Source organism: Paenibacillus sp. JT31N17, from assembly GCF_056269255.1.
The window spans coordinates 485230-501638 of sequence record NZ_JBWDNP010000001.1 but is presented as its reverse complement, the minus strand read 5'-3'; the positions used below and the strand labels follow the sequence as shown (position 1 = coordinate 501638).

Here is a 16409-nt window from a genome sequence, read left to right as displayed (position 1 = left end):
AATTCTATAAATCTTCAAAGCCGCAATCTGCAGAGCAAGACGAACAAGTAGATGTATTCCCCGCCGTTTACTTATTCATTGTTTTGGCATAATCGCTTTCATATTCGGAAATCACCTGGTCGCCGCCATTCTTCCGCCAGTTGGCTATCGCCTGCTCAAAGCCTTTCTCATCCAATTCGCCAATGATGAACTTGGTCCGGGCATCCATAATAATCTGCTCAAGCTGGCTCCCTTTCTCCATATAAGTCTGTGACAGGAGCGGCAGCGCCGGATTCGGAACGGCGTATTGTTCGTTATCCTGAATCAGCTGGTTGTATTTCGCAACGTTCGGATCCAGATCGCCCGCGAGAGCCTTCTTGCCGTCAAACACCATCAGTTGGAACAGCTCGTTATAGACCTCATTGGTGTAAATTTGCTCGTCGACACGCACCGCTTTGCTGTTTTCCACCTTGTAATGCTTATCTTCGATTCCCCATGACATCAGGTTCTGCACCTTCTCGTCGCCGAGTTTATCGAGAAAGGACAATACCTCCTTCAGATCGTCCTCGGTTTTGACGCTCGTCTTCGGAATCATAAAGACGCTGTTATAGCCTGTCCCCCCCTGTACTCTGATGCCGTCAGGTCCGCTGACATTCGGAATGGGATCCAGCTTGGCATCCGGGTTCAATTTGAATAAATCGGTAAACCGTGCGTTCAAATCATCGTACGCTCCGATATAAACGCCCGCCTTGCCCTGATTGATCAGTACCGTACGGTCCTTAACAACAGGAAAATCACTGTTGAACACTTTATCGGTATACATCTGTTTGAGCATCTTGAGCGTATCCATATACGGCTTCGTCATGAAATCCGGAGTCATCTTCCCGTCCTCATAGGCCCAGAGATTCGGCCCTCCCATGATGGACAGGAAATGATTAAACTGTGCGCTGTTCGAGTCGAACGAGATGCCGAACGTATCATTCTTCCCGTTTTTGTCCGGATCGTCGTAAGTAAAAGCTTTAATAACGTTCAGCAGCTCGTCGATCGTTTTGGGTTCCTGCAGGCCCAGGTTATCCAGCCAGTCCTTGCGGATAATGATCCCGTTGCGGGCAATGGCTCTCCAGCGGTAGACACCGTATACTTTACCGTCTATGGAAATGTTGGATAACCGTGCGGGATCCAAGGATTGCAGATTCGGATAGTCCTTCAGATACGGTCCCAACTCCCAGAACAAGCCTGCCCGGGCCGCATCGATGATAGCCGGGTTGCGGTCATCCTTCACGAGCAGCAGCTTCGGCAAATCTCCGGCAACCGCAATCGAAGCCGTGACTTTCTCGCTGTAGCTTGAACTGGGAACCCAGGTCACATTCAAGCTGGCATTCGTATATTCCTGGAGCAGCTTCATCGGCTCGCTGTCCATATTTGGCGGCTCTGCCGTTAAATATTGATTCATCATCGTGATTTCTGACGGGCTTGACGATTCTGCTGGCGCAGAGGCAGCGCCCTCGTTCGTTTCCCCATTGCTGCTGGCGCATGCCGAGGTGATGACCAGGGACAGAACTCCTGCAGCGAGCAGGCCTTGTTTGAGATAACGCGGAATAGCCATGAATAATTCCCCTTCCCATTTTCCTGAATATAGTTTGATGAGCAGCTTGCTGCTTCAGACTTCCATCCTATCCTTTGACGGAGCCGAGCAGTACCCCTTTGGCAAAATGCTTTTGCAGAAACGGATAAACCAGCAAAATCGGTACGGTCGAGACTACAATTACCGCCATCTTGATTACTTCGCCGGGAGGAGCCACATAGTCGCTCCCCATATTCTGCGAGTCTCCGACACCTCCTTGCGACAAGATGACAATTTGCCGCAGCCATACCTGAATCGGCCATTTCGCATTATCGTTAATATACAGGATAGCATTAAAGAACGTATTCCAATGGCCTACCGCGTAAAATAACGCGAAGGTAGCCATGGCCGGAAGGGAAAGCGGCAGCACAATGCGGAACAAAATCTGAAAATCGTTGCAGCCGTCAATCTTGGCCGATTCCTCCAGCCCGTCAGGCAGCTGCTGAAAGAAGTTTCTCAGGATAATCAGATTAAACGCGCTGATCGCGCTCGGGATTAACAGCGACCAGAAGCTGTCGAGCATGCCGAAGGACTTGACAACGAGAAACGTGGGAATCATCCCCCCGCTGAACAGCATTGTAAACAAGATGAGCAGCATGATGGGTCCCCGGCCCATAAATTCGTTTCTGGCCAGCGGATAGGCGGTCAGCGTCGTGAAGAAGAGGTTGATGAACGTCCCTGCAACGGTAATGAAGACCGTCACACCCAGACTTCTCAGAATCGTCTCCGCCGAGAAGATATAGCGGTAGCCTTCGAGCGATAATTTGGTCGGAAAGAGGACAACCCCCCGGTTCAACAGCTCTTCGGAAGCAGTGAAGGAACCCGACAATACGAACAAGAACGGAATGATGGCAATCAAAGCGAAAACGATCAGAACCCCGGCATTCACCAGATCGAAAAAACGCGAACCAAGCGATGAACGGATCATGGCAGCAGCCTCCTTTCTTCGTTAGTAGACACCTTGTTCTCCTGCCTTCTTGGCTAATTTATTGGCTGCCAGCACCAGCATCAGACCCACAAGCGACTTGAACAGGCCGACAGCGGTGCTGAAGCTGAACTGCCCTTGCTGAACGCCGGTCGTGTACACGTAAGTATCAAACACTTCGCCGACCTCACGGTTGGTGGAATTGAGCATAAGGAAGATCTGCTCGAACCCCGTATCCAGAAAAGTGCCCAGCCGTAAAATGAACAAAATGATAATAGTGCTGCGGATCGCCGGCAGCGTAATATGCCACAGCTGTCTGATCCGTCCCGCACCGTCCATCTTGGCTGCCTCATACAGCGTGGGATCGACCCCCGACAAGGCGGCGAGAAAAATAATCGTTCCCCAGCCTGATTCCTTCCAGATGGATTCAAGAATAATCATCGGCCTGAACCAGCTGTTGGACATCAGAAAGTTAACCTTGTTCATCCCTGCATCAACGAGCATATCCGTGAAGATGCCGCCTTCGGACGAGAAGAAGGTATAGGCCATGCCGACAACGACTACCCACGACACAAAGTGCGGAATATAGATGAAGGTCTGTATGCTCCGCTTGAACCATTCCCGGCGCAGCTCATTCAGCATAAGCGCGATCAGAATCGGGAACGGGAAGAAAAAAATGATATTGTAAATGGCCAGAATCAGTGTGTTTTCAAACAAGGTCCAGAATACCGGATCGTGGAAAAAACGGTCAAAATGCTTGAAGCCGACCCACGGGCTGTTCCAGAAGCCGCGAAAGGGCAGATAGTCCTTAAAGGCAATGAGGATCCCCCACATCGGCAAATATTTGAACAGGGCAAAATAAAGCAGGCCCGGCGTCACCATCATATACAAATAACGGCTCTTGACAAATCGGCCCCAAAGCACTCCGGCTTTGCGGTTATGGACGGACTGCGCCGCGTGCACTTGCGGTTTCATGCGCAACGCCTCCTTCAAGCACATCATCGATCCGGATCGGCCGATTCTCCCTGACCGATCTCCAGACCGCTTCACCGGTACCGACCGCATAAGCGCCGTCCCATGAGCCGGACAGAATGTCAAAGGTCCGATTCGGATCGGGACCCAGAAATATATGCTCCAGCAGCGCCGGGTCGCCGCCGCCATGCCCGCCTTCCCTGTGAACGACATGCACGGTTTCTTTGGCCCCAAACAGAGGAAAATAATCGATGGTCTGCACCGGAACAGGAAACGGGACTCTGCCCGAAGAGTGGTATTCCATCGTTTCGATGCGCCCGCGGGTTCCGTTTATGGCAAGCCGATAGCCTTCATAGGGAAGGGAGAAATTGACTGAATACGTGAGCAGCGCCCCTCCGTTATACTTCACGTTCGCCGAATAGGTGTCCTCGATGTTGATTTCGGAATCGAAGATGCAGGCATCGGTCCGATAGTGGCTGTACGATGCCTCTGCTCCGCCGGAGTCGGGCGAACCAATATGGTCGTCCTTCACATGAACCTCCTTGCTGCGCGAGGACCAGCGCATATAATAACGGCAATCCTGCTTGACCTCGCAGGTCCCGCAATGCCGGCCGTCCTCTTTCTTCGGATTCATCTCTCCCCCGGGACCGTAATAGTTGAGTGCCCCGAAAGCGAATACCTCTATCGGCTGCTGGCCGATCCACCAGTTGACCAGATCGAAATGATGGGAGCTTTTATGAATGGAAAGCCCTCCGGATTGCTCGCGTAAGCGGTTCCAACGTTTGAAATAGCTGGCTCCGTGATACGTGTCGATATACCAGTTCAGATCGACCGAGGTGACTCTGCCCACCTTACCTTCCAGCACCATCTCTTTGATGCGGCTGTGTATGGGCGTAAAGCGGTAATTAAAGGCAACCGTCACTTTCCCTCTGCTCCTGTTCTCAGCTTCAATAATCCGGCGGCAATCGGCGCCGGTTGTCGCCATCGGCTTCTCTGTCAGCACATCCAGATCGCACGCCAGCGCCTGAACAATATAAGAAGCATGGGTATCGTCGCGCCCCGTTACGATAATCACATCGGGACTGGTCTGTTCCACCATCGTACCGAAATCATCCGGACCGAATTCCGGGACAGGCCCAAGCCCGGGAAATTTTTGCTTGCAGACCTCGAACCTCCTTGGATCGATATCAAGCAATCCGACAATCTCGGCCTGATTGGAGAAGGTATTCATCATGGGACCGATGAACATCTTCATGCTTCGATTGCTGACCCCGCAAATCGCATATCTTCTTTTCATATTTCACCCCGCTGTTGATAGTTGTGAGCCATACCCGTGACCGGCCTTTTCATTATTCCGTACAGCCCGGTAAATGACTACAATCCTGAAAGCGACAATTCCCCTCCCCGCTCATTCGGACCTCCATATTCAGACTTTATAATCCCGATAATCCTTAAAGCTACTCAGCATAATCCTTAGAGATACCCGCAGAGTACGCGATATCTCTCATTCACAGTTTTCCTGTACGCCATCGCTGCTTCAGGTTAAAAAAAATAAAGGAGCTGCATCTGCTGCAGCTCCTTCACGAATCGGATATGATACGGGCACATGCTCCATACCTTACACATAAGTGCTATTTCACGACAGTAAGCATGCTGTTCATTTTCTCTTCATCCAGCTCAATGCCAAGACCCGGTCCATCGGGCACATGAATGCGTCCTTCGCTTACTTTGAATTCCGTCTTCAGCATTTGGCCGCGCAGATTGCTTTTCTCGATTGAATACTCATAGTAGCTGGTGCACTCCGGCGTGCTGGCCGCCAGATGCAGAGCTGCCGCGAAGCCGATGCCGCGGGTCGTATTATGCGGCACGTAATGGATGCCGAACGCTCTGCACAAAGTGGCGGCTCTCTTCGCGCTCAGCAGCCCCCCGCATTTGATCGGGTCGGCCGCATACAGATGACAGCCGCCGCGGGCGATAAAATCGCGGAAGGTGAAGATATTCCAGTCCTGTTCGCCCACATGGATCGGCACAGGTATCGTTTGCGCCAGCTTCACATAGGCTTCGATATCGAAATAGGGGCAGGGCTCCTCGAAATGATGAATGCCGCAATCCTTCACTTTTTCGTACAGCTGAACCGCCTGAATATAAGTATAAGAGCCGTTGCCGTCGATCATGAGCCGGACATGCGGCCCGATGGCCTCCCGCACTCTCCGCACCTTCTCCGCATCCTCGTCCAGATCGACAGGCAGTCCGCTGCCGAATCTCGGACCAACCTTGATCTTGACGGCGCCGAAATGATAGTCGGCAATCCCCTCTTTCAGCTTCTCGACCTCCTGGTCGTGGGTGAGATCCCGGCTCATGCTGGATCCGTAGAGCGGAATCGTCTCCCGGTATTTGCCGCCGAGCAAATTATACAACGGCTGCTTCAAAAATTTCGCTTTCGCATCCCAGAGCGCGATCTCCACTCCGCTGTAGGCGGCTGCCAGCATCTGGCCGGACATTTTATAATGCTTGCGCATCACGTTCTCTTCGATCTTCTCGATGTTGAAAGGATCGCTGCCGATGATTTGCGGTTTGATGATCTGCTGGATGATCTCCACCAGAATTTCCGGGCGCATCGGGCTGCATTCCCCGAATCCGGAGACCCCTTCATCCGTATCCGCTTTTACATACAGCAGTCCGCTTGCCACATAACAGGTCAAATCCGTAACTTTCATTGTGTTTTCCTCCCATTGGACTTCTATTCCGCCAGCTTGCCGTCGGGACGGCAGCGTGCAGGTCTTGTCTTGCCTTGCCTTGACTACTTGTCTGTATCCTTGGCGTATTGTTCGTTTAATTCCTCCGTCACTTGGCCGCCGCCAGCCTTATCCCAGCTTGCTACAGCGTCCTTCCAGCCTGCTTCGTCGAGCTGGCCCATAATGTATTTAATGCGCGCATCGTTGATGATTTTGTTCAAATCGGCGCTCTTCTGGTTAAACGTATCGGAAATATAGGCAGCTGCCGGATTGACCACCAGATTGCCCGCAACCGCGTTCTTCGCGTCTTTGTATTTTTGAACGTAAGGATCGATGCTGCCCTGCATGGCTCTTGACCCGTCCGCTACCTCCAGCGTTTGCTCAAGCTGGACGACCTCCGCATTGTACTTGTCCGTCTGCTCCTGCGTCCGCACCGGTTTGCCGTCTTTCATCGTGTAGTGAATGCCTTCAATTCCCCATTCAAAAATATTTTGGGCGGTTTCATCGGAAATTTTGTCAAAGTAAGCAAGAATTTGCCTAAGCTGCGCTTCCGTCTTCACGCTGGATTTGGGAAATACGAATTCCCCAGTATAGCCTGTGCTCATCAGCATGCGAACGCCCTTGCTCCCGTTAATTGAAGCGGAAACATCCAGCTCCGCCTTCGGGTTGATCTTGAGCAGCTGCGAATGGCGCGTGATTTGGTCCGGATCGCCCAGCCGCATGCCGTATGTGCCCTTATCCATGTTGTCGATATTTTGCGGCCGGGTGGCGATCGCAAAGTCCTGATTGATCAGCTTCTCCTGATACAGCTTGCGGTAAAAATTCAAGGCATCCATATATTCCTGGCTGTATAGGGTCGACACCAGCTTGCCGTCCTTCACATCCCACAAATTCCCGCCCCCGAAGGCCGCCAGGATGAAATTAAAGCCGCGCAGCAGGGACTCTTCCGCGACGCCGACCGTATTGTTCTTCCCGTCCTTATCCGGATCGTCTAGCGTAAATGCCTTTATCGTATTGTACAGCTCATCCGTCGTGGTCGGCGCTTTCAATCCGAGATTGTCCAGCCAATCCTTCCTGAAAATCATCCCGTCCCCGACGAGCGAACGGCTGCGGAAAATAGAGTAAATTTTGCCGTCCAGCGAGACATTCTTCAATACCTGCTTGTTCAAGGACCGCTCCAGATTCGGATAATCCTTCAGGAATGGACCAATTTCCCAGAAATAGCCCGACCGCATCGCATTGACCACGGACTCCTGCCTGTCCTGAAGCAGAACCACCATCGGAAGCGAACCGGAGGCGATCGTAGCGTTCAGCTTGTCGGGATAGGTCGTGCCGGGCACCCATTGAATATCCAGCTTCGTATTTGTATATTCCTCGATCGCCTTGATGATGGGATCATCCGGACTTGGAGGCTCCGCCACAATGCTTTGATTCATCATCGTAATCTCGAACGGCTCCGTGGATTCGGCAGCGCTCTGATTCCCGGCTTGCTCGCTGCCCGTGCCGCCGCTGCAGGCTGTCGCCGCGACCATTATGCTGGCCATTGCTGCGGCCAGGAACGGTTTTCTCAATATTTTTCCTAATCTGGACATGGTTTACCCCCTGCATCATATTTATTAACCTTTAACGGAACCCAGCATGGCGCCTTTGGCAAAATGCTTTTGCAGAAACGGATACACGCATAGGATTGGTACGGTTGAAACAACAATGACAGCCATCTTCACGATTTGCGACGGCGGTGTTATATAGGTGCTGTCGAAGGCGGCGGAATCGCCGATGCCGCCCTGCGACAAGATGACGATTTGTCTTAACCAGACCTGAACGGGCCATTTCAAATTATCATTGATGTACAGCACCGCATGGAAAAAGGAGTTCCAATGCCCCACCGCATAAAACAGTGTGAATGTAGCCATGGCGGGAAGCGACAGCGGAATGATAATTTGCCACAGGATTCTCAAATCGTTGCAACCGTCGATTTTGGCCGCTTCCTCCAGTCCTTCCGGCAGCTGCTGGAAGAAATTCCGCAGGACGATCAGATTGAAGGCGTTGATCGCGTTAGGCAGCAGCAAGGACCAGTAGCTGTTCAGCAGGCCAAGCGATTTTACAATAAGAAATGTCGGAATCATCCCGCCGCTGAACAGCATCGAGAATGTCACCATCAGCATAATCGTCCTGCGGCCGTCCAGCTCCTTCCTCGCCAGCGGGTACGCCATCAGAGAGGTAAAAAGCAGATTGATCAGCGTTCCCGCTACCGTAATGAAGACCGTGACGCCCAGACTTCTGAAAATAATACTCGATGAAAAAATATACTGATAGCCTGCCAATGAGAAATGCGTCGGAAACAGAATGATAGGCTTGGAGATAAACTCCTCCGGCGCAGTAAACGAACCGGCGATAATATAAATAAAGGGCAGCAGCGTGCATAGGCCAAAAAACAATAACAGCGCATAATTCACAGCATCAAATGACCGGCTTCCCAGCGTTCGATCCTTCATTCGTGGTCACCTCTTTCCGAGTAAACTAACTTATCGCAGATGAACCGCAGCCGCATCAGTAGATGCCTTCTTCGCCTGCCTTCTTGGCCAGATAATTCGCTCCCAGTACGAGTGCGATGCCCACCGCCGACTTGAACAGATTCGCCGCCGTCGCATAGCTGAAATGCCCCTGCTGCAGGCCGCTCGTATAAACGAACGTATCGAACACTTCTCCTACCTCGCGGTTCATCGGATTAAGCATCAGAAACACTTGTTCGAACCCGGAATCCATGAAGCTGCCAAGTCTCAGAATCAGGAGAATAATGACCGTGCTCTTGATCGCCGGCAGCGTAATATGCCACAGCTGTCTCCACCGGTTGGCGCCGTCCATGCGGGCCGCTTCATACAGCTGCGTATCAACGCCTGAAAGCGCTGCCAAAAATAAAATCGTTCCCCAGCCCGTTTCCTTCCAGAGCACCTGGCCGATAATCATCGGTCTGAACCATTCGTTGCTGAGCAGGAAGTTGATCTTCTCGCCCCCCATCCCGATCAGGAGGTTGTTGATAAGTCCATTTTCCGGCGTAAACAAAATGTAGGCGATGCCTACGACCACAACCCAGGAAATAAAATGCGGGATGTAGATCAAGGTCTGTATGAAGCGTTTGAAAACTTCAATACGCAGCTCGTTGAGCATCAACGCGATAATAATCGGCAGCGGAAAGAAAAAAACCAGATTATAAATCGCCAGGATGATCGTGTTGCGGAAAATGAGGGCGAAGGAGTCATCCTTGAAAAATTGCAGGAAGTTGTCAAAGCCTACCCATGGACTCCCTGCAAAACCCGAGAACGGCGAATAATCCTGGAAGGCGATAAGCACGCCCCACATCGGTAAATATTTGAAGATAATAAAGTACAGCACTCCCGGAAGCAGCATGAGATAAAGCCAGCGGTTCTTGAGCAATCTTTTTGCCAATGCGGAGTTCGGACGGTAGGCTTTCAATTCTCTGGATGCTTCACTGATCAAGCTAATCCCCCTTTGCTATGCAGGTTATCGTTCACCCGTCTACCCTACCATTGGGCCGGATAACTTCATAGGCTCACAGGATAACCAACGCAAACACCCCGGTATTACCGCATACCGGGCAAGGGAATAATCACTAGATAAACTACCGGTAATCAGGAGCCAACCTGCCGGATTATCCACTGAACCCCTTCAGATGCTGGTCGCGGTAGGCTCCCGGGGTCATGCCGACCATTTTGCGGAAATACCGGATGAAATTCTGCGAGTTATGATAGCGCAGCTTTTCAGCGATTTGGGAAATTTTCATATCGGTTTCCTCCAGCATTTTTTTGGCGACGTCCAGCCGGTGACGGGCGAGGCATTCGCTGAAGTTCAGGCCGACTTCATTTTTCAGCACCCGGCTTATATAAGTGGGATGATAATGCAGACGGGAAGCGCATATTTCCAGCGTGAGGTCCGTATCGTATTCGTTCTGAATCATGTGAACGATTTCATAGGAAAGGCTCTGAAATTTGGTTTTCTTGCGTTCTTCGAACAGCGGAATCACCGGTTTAATGATTTTGTTCCGGAACCAGTCCCGGATTTCATCGACCGTATGAAGCTCGAACAACTCCTGAAGCGGCAGCTTGTTCTCACCGTATATGGCGTGCAGCGACAGGTCGGATTCCTGCAGCAGCTTGGCGAGATCGGCAAAGAAGCGGATAAAAGAAACCTGATAATCGATATAATTGCCGCTCTGCTTCGTAATATCCTGAATCAGCTGCTCGATGAGCGGATCCAGCGTTTCGGCTTCGGCGTATTTGATCGCCTGGATCAGCTGCTTTTCCGTTTCCTCGGGAAATGAAATGCTCTTGTTATCCTCCAGATTGATGTCTTCATAATAGAGGATCATCTTGTCAAAGGAGAGAAGCCGGTATTTGAGCGCTTCTTTGGCTTCGGAATAAGCTTGAACCGCATCCTTCAGCTGCGGATAAGCCCGGCTGACGCCAATGCTGACAGGAAGGCTCAAGTAACGCTGAACCTCCAGCTTTATTTTTTCCGCCATCGCGGCGATAAACGTCTGAAACAGCTCCAGGGATTCGTGATGCGTATGCACAACGTTCACTTGATTCTCCTTGACGATAATGGGCAGCAGGCTTTGCTTGCCCGGAATAATGTCGCCGACCATATTATTGATGGCAAAAAGCAGCAGCTCGCGGTCCTTCTCTTCGAACCGTGTTCCTTCGAGCGTATCGATCTGCAGGACGATTACGCCCATCCATTTGAGATCGGCGGGCGGGTTGTGGACCATGACGGAGAGCTTGCCGTCGATTTCCGAGGGATTGAATTCACCCTGCACAAGCTTAAGTACGAACAATTCCTGAAGCTGCCTGACCTGGCCCTGGATCTGCTGCGTCATCTGGATTTGCACATCCTGCAGGCGCACGATATTTTCGTTAATAATATCGAATTCATTGACTTTATGACCATGCGTTCTGCCGATATTGTTGAAGCACAGCTCATACAGGCGTTGAATCGGCGAGTACAAGCGCCGCGTGAACAGGAATGCGGTTACATTGGCCAGGACGAGCAGTCCCAGACAAACCAGCAGAATCATCCAGCTTGTTCTCCATGACTCTTTCTTGATGTCCTCGAGCGGAATAAGCGATAGATAGAGCCACTGGTTGTAGGAGGACTTTTGAAATTCGATCCCTACCTTGTGATGATTGAGCTCCGCTGTCGCATGGCCAGATGACTGCTTCTCCAGATCTATGCCTTGCATGAACGTCTCAATCTCCGAGGCGGGATATGGCGTTTTTTTGTTCTGCTTGACGAGCAATTGGTCCGCTGCGTCATAAATAAAGATCTCGCCTAATGAATTGTTTTGCGATATGAACCGGTACAATTCATGAGTTGAAATTTCGGCGATGAGCAAGCCGTCCGGGTTATCCGAAATCAGGGGAATTTTTTTGACAAGACTGACGGTACTCTCGCCGGGGCTCATTGTGTTCCGGGCCAGACTGCCCTTATCGGTGGTCCAGAAAGAGTTGCCCGATAGATTGACATACTGCTTGATGCGTTCCTTATTCGTGATTGCGCTTACACGCTGCAGTCCGTAATTGCTCAATATCCAGCCGGTTTGCAGTCCGATCAAGTCGACATCCTGAAGTCCGAAATCAAACCGCTGCACCTGATTCAGCCTCGAGGACAAGGCCAGCGTGAATTGAAAATTCGCTGGAGATAAATCCCTGCTCATGGACTGAACCACGTTATCATCATCAACAAGCCTCTGAAGGGATAAGTCCACCCCCTGCAGCACCTGCTCCACCCGGAGCCGGGTTTGCTCCAATATATGCCGGTTGCCTTCGTTTACCTTATCCTGGATCGACTGCGAGAACTCATAATAGAACAAAATCCCGAGTACGATAATCGGAATCGTGCAAACACATGTGCTGAAGATCAGCAGCTTGGTTTGATATCTGTTTAACCGGTACATTCCAGCGCCACCTGCTTTTACTGTCGGATTTTATCATTCTATCGCATTCTAAAAATCTAGTCACGATAAATAGGAGATTACATCACTTTAAGTTTGTGAGCGGCTGGTCTTAAATTTTTCCTTTACATATAAAAAAAGCCCGCTATGATAGCGGACTTCATTCGTATCCTATTCTTGAACGCAGCAGCCATTACCTTCCCGGGCAACAATTCCCTGTTTCCTCAAGAATTTTGTTTGCGCTGCTCGAAAACTTTTTTGGTTTGATCCGCCTGCCAGTCGATGAGCTCATCATAGCCCAGACCTTTCGCTTTATTGATCATTTCGGTTTTCAGCTTGTCGTAATCCTGATCGTTTTTGGCAAAGACCATTCTCCATGAATATTGCTTGATGACGGTTGCCACCTGGTTCAGCTTTTGATTCAATGTTTGATCCATAATGGCAGCCGGCTCGGGCAGCTGCTGATTCACAGCAATTTGACCGTTTTTCTCCAGCAGCTCATGCGGGGTCAACGCGCCTACTGCTTCCCTCCACGATTTGTCAACCGGGTTCGGGTTGTCTTCCAGCACCGAGGACCAGCTGTTCCAGTCATACGGCTCGTTCGTGTTCGGATTGATATTGCTGACTTTGAGCGAAGTGTTGTTCATTTGGTTCGTTCCGTCCTTGTACTGGCCTCCTCCGAATTCGTCCGGCACCTGCGTCGTTGTATCCTTCAACGCCTTTTTACCGAAGTCCGTCAGCACCGCTTTACCGTCCTTCATTTCCCACGTCAGGCCTTCCGGGCCATTCGTTTGTGTCATCACGCCCTCTGGAGAGTACATCCAGTTCAGGAATTCCATGATCCGTTCCGGCTGCTTCGCCTTCGAGCCGATCGCCCACAACCGGTTGCCGCCATATGGATTTTGTCCGTACGAATAAATCTTCTGATTATCAAAGCCTACCATTGCGAAGCCTTTTCCTGCATCGGTGTGGTTCGGCGTATTGTATGCGCTGTCGAGCCACGGGAACCAGGAATACAGCACTTGTCCATCGCGGAACTTGTTGCTGACGTCATCGAACTTCTGCGTCAGGGAGTCCGGGTCCACCAGACCCATTTGGTTCGCGTCATAATACAGCTTCAGCGTCCGCAAGTAGTAGCCGTCTTCAGACAGAAGGTCCTGGTATTTCTCTTCATCCGCCGATACGAGGAGCAGACCGCTCTCGTCATAGCCCTGCATGGCCGCAAATTGCTTCGCCAACGTCATCATGTTGCCGTCCCAATCGGCCCAGAGGGAGAAGGCGTATGTCGGACGGCCGCTGTCGCTCTTGGGCTCCAGCTCCTGCATCTTCTTAAGTACGGGAAGTATGGCTTCCATGTTCTCTATTTTCGGACTTCCCAGCTTCTGATACAGATCCCAGCGCATGTCGGACTGGTATGTCATTGTGTTGCCGTCAGCAGAGCCTGTTGCGCCATCCGCCGCTGCATCGAAGCCGACGCCATACACGGCTTTGCCGTCTCCGAAGTACGTTTTGTTCTTTTCGATTGCTTTGGGCACATTCGCCAAAAGATCTTTGCCATACTGGTCAAGCAGACCGTTCTGTGTCCAATCGAGCACCATGCCTGCTTTGATCGCATCGCGGTAGTCCTGGCCGTCCGAGCCGAAAATAACGAGATCTCCGAGGTTGCCGGATGCCATTGTCGTAGCAAATTTGTTCGCGCCGCCTTCCAGGTTTTGCGAGATGATGTTCACTTCGAGGCCGAATTTATCCTTCAGGACTTTGGCGAACCAGCCGCCCTGCTTCCCCGAGAAGTTTGCCAGTTGAGAGTAAACATTAATTTTATAAAGCTCCTTCGTGTCTGCCGGCTTCGTGCCATTCGCGGCTTCCGTTCCGCTCGCTGCATTATTTGCCGCATTGTTATTGCCCTCGGAACAAGCAGCCAGGCCCACGAGAAGGATGGATGCCATCAGCACGGTTGATGCTTTCTTTATGATGCTCTTCATGTCTTTACTCGACCTCCCAATAAATTCAATAAATGGTTTAGCAGGTACTTCAGTTTCCGCTCTCATGCGGCAAGGCGCATTAGACATCACTCCTTTTCTCATGCCGGCACTTCAACGAATGGTCACCCTTTGACGGCTCCGATCATGATCCCCTTGACGAAGTAGCGCTGGAAATAGGGATATACAAGCAGAATCGGGAACACGACTATCATGGTTACCGTAGTCCGGATCGACGTCGGCGTTTGCATGCTGGACAGATCGATCGCCTGCCCGCCTCCCTGCGAATTCCGGATGATCGCTGCCAGCGAGTTAGCTTCATTAATATATTTGTAGAGCACAAACTGCAGTGTATACAGCTTCGGATTTGCCATCAGGAACAATGTATCGGTAAAGGAATTCCACTGGCCGACTGCCGAGAAGATGGCGATCGTTGCCAGGATGGGAGTAATAAGCGGGAAAACGATCCGGGTAAAAATAATCCAGTAGCCCGCACCGTCGATCATCGCCGATTCCTGCAGAGCTATCGGGAGCGACTCGACAAAGGTTTTGACCAGAATAACGAAAAACGGCGAAACGACGCCCGGTATGATGTAAGCAAGGAAATTATTGGTCATGTGGAGGTTCATCATCGTGATATACCACGGAATAATACCGGCATTGAAATACATGGTGACGACAACAAACCTGTACCAGAACGTCCGTCCCCACATCTCCCTCTTTGTAAATATGAACCCGAGCAGAGCGGAGCCCCCCACTGTGAGCACGGTACCCAGGACCGTCCTTGACAGCGACATAAAAGCAGCCTGTCCGAAGCCGGGAATTTGCAGCACCTCTATGTAGTTCGTGAAATGCAGCTCTCTGGGATAGAAAGATATCAACCCGCGACTGCTGAGGTCGTTGTTGCTGATTGTATTGATGAACAAATAGTAAAAAGGAAAGATGCAAAGCAGTGCAAGGATTGCAAATACGAGATAGTTGAGCGTGTGAAACGTCAGATCTCCCGCTGAGCGTTTATTCCGCATGGTTACGACCTCCTGGCTGTTCGGGATTATACGATACTCTCGCCGCGGACGACTTTTGATAGTGTGTTGGCAAAGAAGAGCAGGATGATGCTGATGATCGACTTCAGCATGCTGACCGCCGTAGCGAATGAAAAGTTGGAGCCAAGCAGTCCGATATTATATACGTAAAGGTCCAGAACCTCGATATGATCCTTGTTAATGGCATTCTGGAATACAAAATACTGGTCCAGCCCGTTGTTGATGAAGTTGGCGATTGTCAGCATCAGCAGAACAAAATAGGTCGGCATGATACCTGGAATTGTAATATGCCAGATCGAGCGGAACCGCCCTGCGCCATCCACCCTCGCCGCTTCATATTGCTCCTGGTCGATCCCGGAAATAGCGGCGATGTACAGAATCGCTCCCCAGCCCAGCCCTTTCCACAGGCCCCATAGTGTCATCGAAAGCCAGGTATGGCTGTCGGACGCGAGAAAATTGATCCCTCTGTCGGTCAGGCCAAGGTTGATCAGGATATGATTGATAAGACCGTTATCAACGGAAAAAAGCATAAAAGCGAAGGAGTAAACAAGCACCCAGCTGATAAAATTGGGGAGCGTAGTGAGAATCTGCACCCATTTCTTGAAGCGGGCCGACCGCATTTCGGAAAGAAAGACTGCGAAAATGACCGGAAGGAAAGAGGTCAGGATGCCAAGCGAGCTCATGGCCATCGTATTTTTCAGGACGCGCATGACCTCGGCCGTTTGTGTAGGATTGCTGAACATGGACTTGAACCACTGCATGCCTACGTATTCGGTTTCGGATAGCGGAATCCCCGGACGAAAGTTATAGAAGGAATAGACCCATCCATACAATGGCAAATAGGAAAATAAAAAAACAAGAATCATGAACGGAAATGCCATCAAAAACAATTTGTATTTGCCGGGAATATCATGCCAGATCCGCGGCTTCGGGCCCGGGTTCGCAACCGCTTTCATTTCACTGCTGATACTTGTCGATTTCAATGCCCCTCATCTCCACTACTTGTAGTCAAATAACACTTCTATACTATATACAAAACCGGTTTCGCGGTAATAGTAGACAATATTATGAAACTGATGGATTTATTTAACTATTTTCGCGTCATCCAATTATTTCCTTATTATTTAGGCTTGCAGGGTCGTATATATATATAAAAATCCTTATACCGCAGCCAGCCGCGATAC

12 protein-coding genes are annotated in these 16409 nt (G+C 50.8%); all 12 read right to left on the bottom strand.

Translation table 11 applies throughout. The features are described 5' to 3' along the window. Nucleotides 1-67: 67 nt before the first annotated feature. Entirely contained in the window at nucleotides 68-1585 is a 1518-nt protein-coding gene (locus AC0YOB_RS02195) for an extracellular solute-binding protein (protein ID WP_475791346.1), read from the bottom strand. A 67-nt stretch (nucleotides 1586-1652) separates the two neighbouring features. Continuing rightward, the gene (locus AC0YOB_RS02190) at nucleotides 1653-2531 is read right to left on the bottom strand and encodes a carbohydrate ABC transporter permease (protein WP_210044017.1); all 879 of its coding nucleotides are present in this window, start codon (nucleotides 2529-2531) and stop codon (nucleotides 1653-1655) included. 21 nt (nucleotides 2532-2552) lie between these two features. Beyond that, complete coding sequence (locus AC0YOB_RS02185) at nucleotides 2553-3521, bottom strand: ABC transporter permease (RefSeq protein ID WP_475791345.1); 969 nt, start codon at nucleotides 3519-3521, stop codon at nucleotides 2553-2555. Then, the gene (locus AC0YOB_RS02180; protein ID WP_475791344.1) at nucleotides 3466-4797 is read right to left on the bottom strand and encodes a Gfo/Idh/MocA family protein; all 1332 of its coding nucleotides are present in this window, start codon (nucleotides 4795-4797) and stop codon (nucleotides 3466-3468) included. The genes AC0YOB_RS02185 and AC0YOB_RS02180 overlap by 56 nt, the downstream gene beginning before the upstream one ends. Nucleotides 4798-5131: 334 nt before the next feature. Further along, nucleotides 5132-6217, bottom strand: a complete 1086-nt coding sequence (locus AC0YOB_RS02175; RefSeq protein WP_475791343.1) for a mandelate racemase/muconate lactonizing enzyme family protein — start codon at nucleotides 6215-6217, stop codon at nucleotides 5132-5134. An 83-nt stretch (nucleotides 6218-6300) separates the two neighbouring features. Next, entirely contained in the window at nucleotides 6301-7827 is a 1527-nt protein-coding gene (locus tag AC0YOB_RS02170; RefSeq protein WP_475791342.1) for an extracellular solute-binding protein, read from the bottom strand. A 24-nt stretch (nucleotides 7828-7851) separates the two neighbouring features. Then, on the bottom strand, nucleotides 7852-8730 hold the full coding sequence (locus AC0YOB_RS02165) for a carbohydrate ABC transporter permease (RefSeq protein WP_475785405.1): 879 nt from the start codon (nucleotides 8728-8730) through the stop codon (nucleotides 7852-7854). 55 nt (nucleotides 8731-8785) lie between these two features. Continuing rightward, complete coding sequence (locus AC0YOB_RS02160; RefSeq protein ID WP_475792285.1) at nucleotides 8786-9709, bottom strand: ABC transporter permease; 924 nt, start codon at nucleotides 9707-9709, stop codon at nucleotides 8786-8788. A 196-nt stretch (nucleotides 9710-9905) separates the two neighbouring features. Beyond that, complete coding sequence (locus tag AC0YOB_RS02155) at nucleotides 9906-12206, bottom strand: helix-turn-helix domain-containing protein (RefSeq protein WP_475791341.1); 2301 nt, start codon at nucleotides 12204-12206, stop codon at nucleotides 9906-9908. A 221-nt stretch (nucleotides 12207-12427) separates the two neighbouring features. Then, nucleotides 12428-14185, bottom strand: a complete 1758-nt coding sequence (locus tag AC0YOB_RS02150; protein WP_475791340.1) for a type 2 periplasmic-binding domain-containing protein — start codon at nucleotides 14183-14185, stop codon at nucleotides 12428-12430. Between the two features lie 122 nt (nucleotides 14186-14307). Next, the gene (locus AC0YOB_RS02145; protein ID WP_210044024.1) at nucleotides 14308-15207 is read right to left on the bottom strand and encodes a carbohydrate ABC transporter permease; all 900 of its coding nucleotides are present in this window, start codon (nucleotides 15205-15207) and stop codon (nucleotides 14308-14310) included. A gap of 26 nt (nucleotides 15208-15233) precedes the next feature. Then, complete coding sequence (locus tag AC0YOB_RS02140) at nucleotides 15234-16208, bottom strand: ABC transporter permease (protein ID WP_475765909.1); 975 nt, start codon at nucleotides 16206-16208, stop codon at nucleotides 15234-15236. Between the last annotated feature and the right edge of the window lie 201 nt (nucleotides 16209-16409).

What these genes read in the sequence shown, in the direction of transcription:
- AC0YOB_RS02195 (WP_475791346.1), bottom strand. Translation starts at nt 1,585, where the DNA reads ATGGCTATTCCGCGTTATCTCAAACAAGGCCTGCTCGCTGCAGGAGTT.
- AC0YOB_RS02190 (WP_210044017.1), bottom strand. Translation starts at nt 2,531, where the DNA reads ATGATCCGTTCATCGCTTGGTTCGCGTTTTTTCGATCTGGTGAATGCC.
- AC0YOB_RS02180 (WP_475791344.1), bottom strand. Translation starts at nt 4,797, where the DNA reads ATGAAAAGAAGATATGCGATTTGCGGGGTCAGCAATCGAAGCATGAAG.
- AC0YOB_RS02175 (WP_475791343.1), bottom strand. Translation starts at nt 6,217, where the DNA reads ATGAAAGTTACGGATTTGACCTGTTATGTGGCAAGCGGACTGCTGTAT.
- AC0YOB_RS02170 (WP_475791342.1), bottom strand. Translation starts at nt 7,827, where the DNA reads ATGTCCAGATTAGGAAAAATATTGAGAAAACCGTTCCTGGCCGCAGCA.
- AC0YOB_RS02165 (WP_475785405.1), bottom strand. Translation starts at nt 8,730, where the DNA reads ATGAAGGATCGAACGCTGGGAAGCCGGTCATTTGATGCTGTGAATTAT.
- AC0YOB_RS02155 (WP_475791341.1), bottom strand. Translation starts at nt 12,206, where the DNA reads ATGTACCGGTTAAACAGATATCAAACCAAGCTGCTGATCTTCAGCACA.
- AC0YOB_RS02150 (WP_475791340.1), bottom strand. Translation starts at nt 14,185, where the DNA reads ATGAAGAGCATCATAAAGAAAGCATCAACCGTGCTGATGGCATCCATC.
- AC0YOB_RS02145 (WP_210044024.1), bottom strand. Translation starts at nt 15,207, where the DNA reads ATGCGGAATAAACGCTCAGCGGGAGATCTGACGTTTCACACGCTCAAC.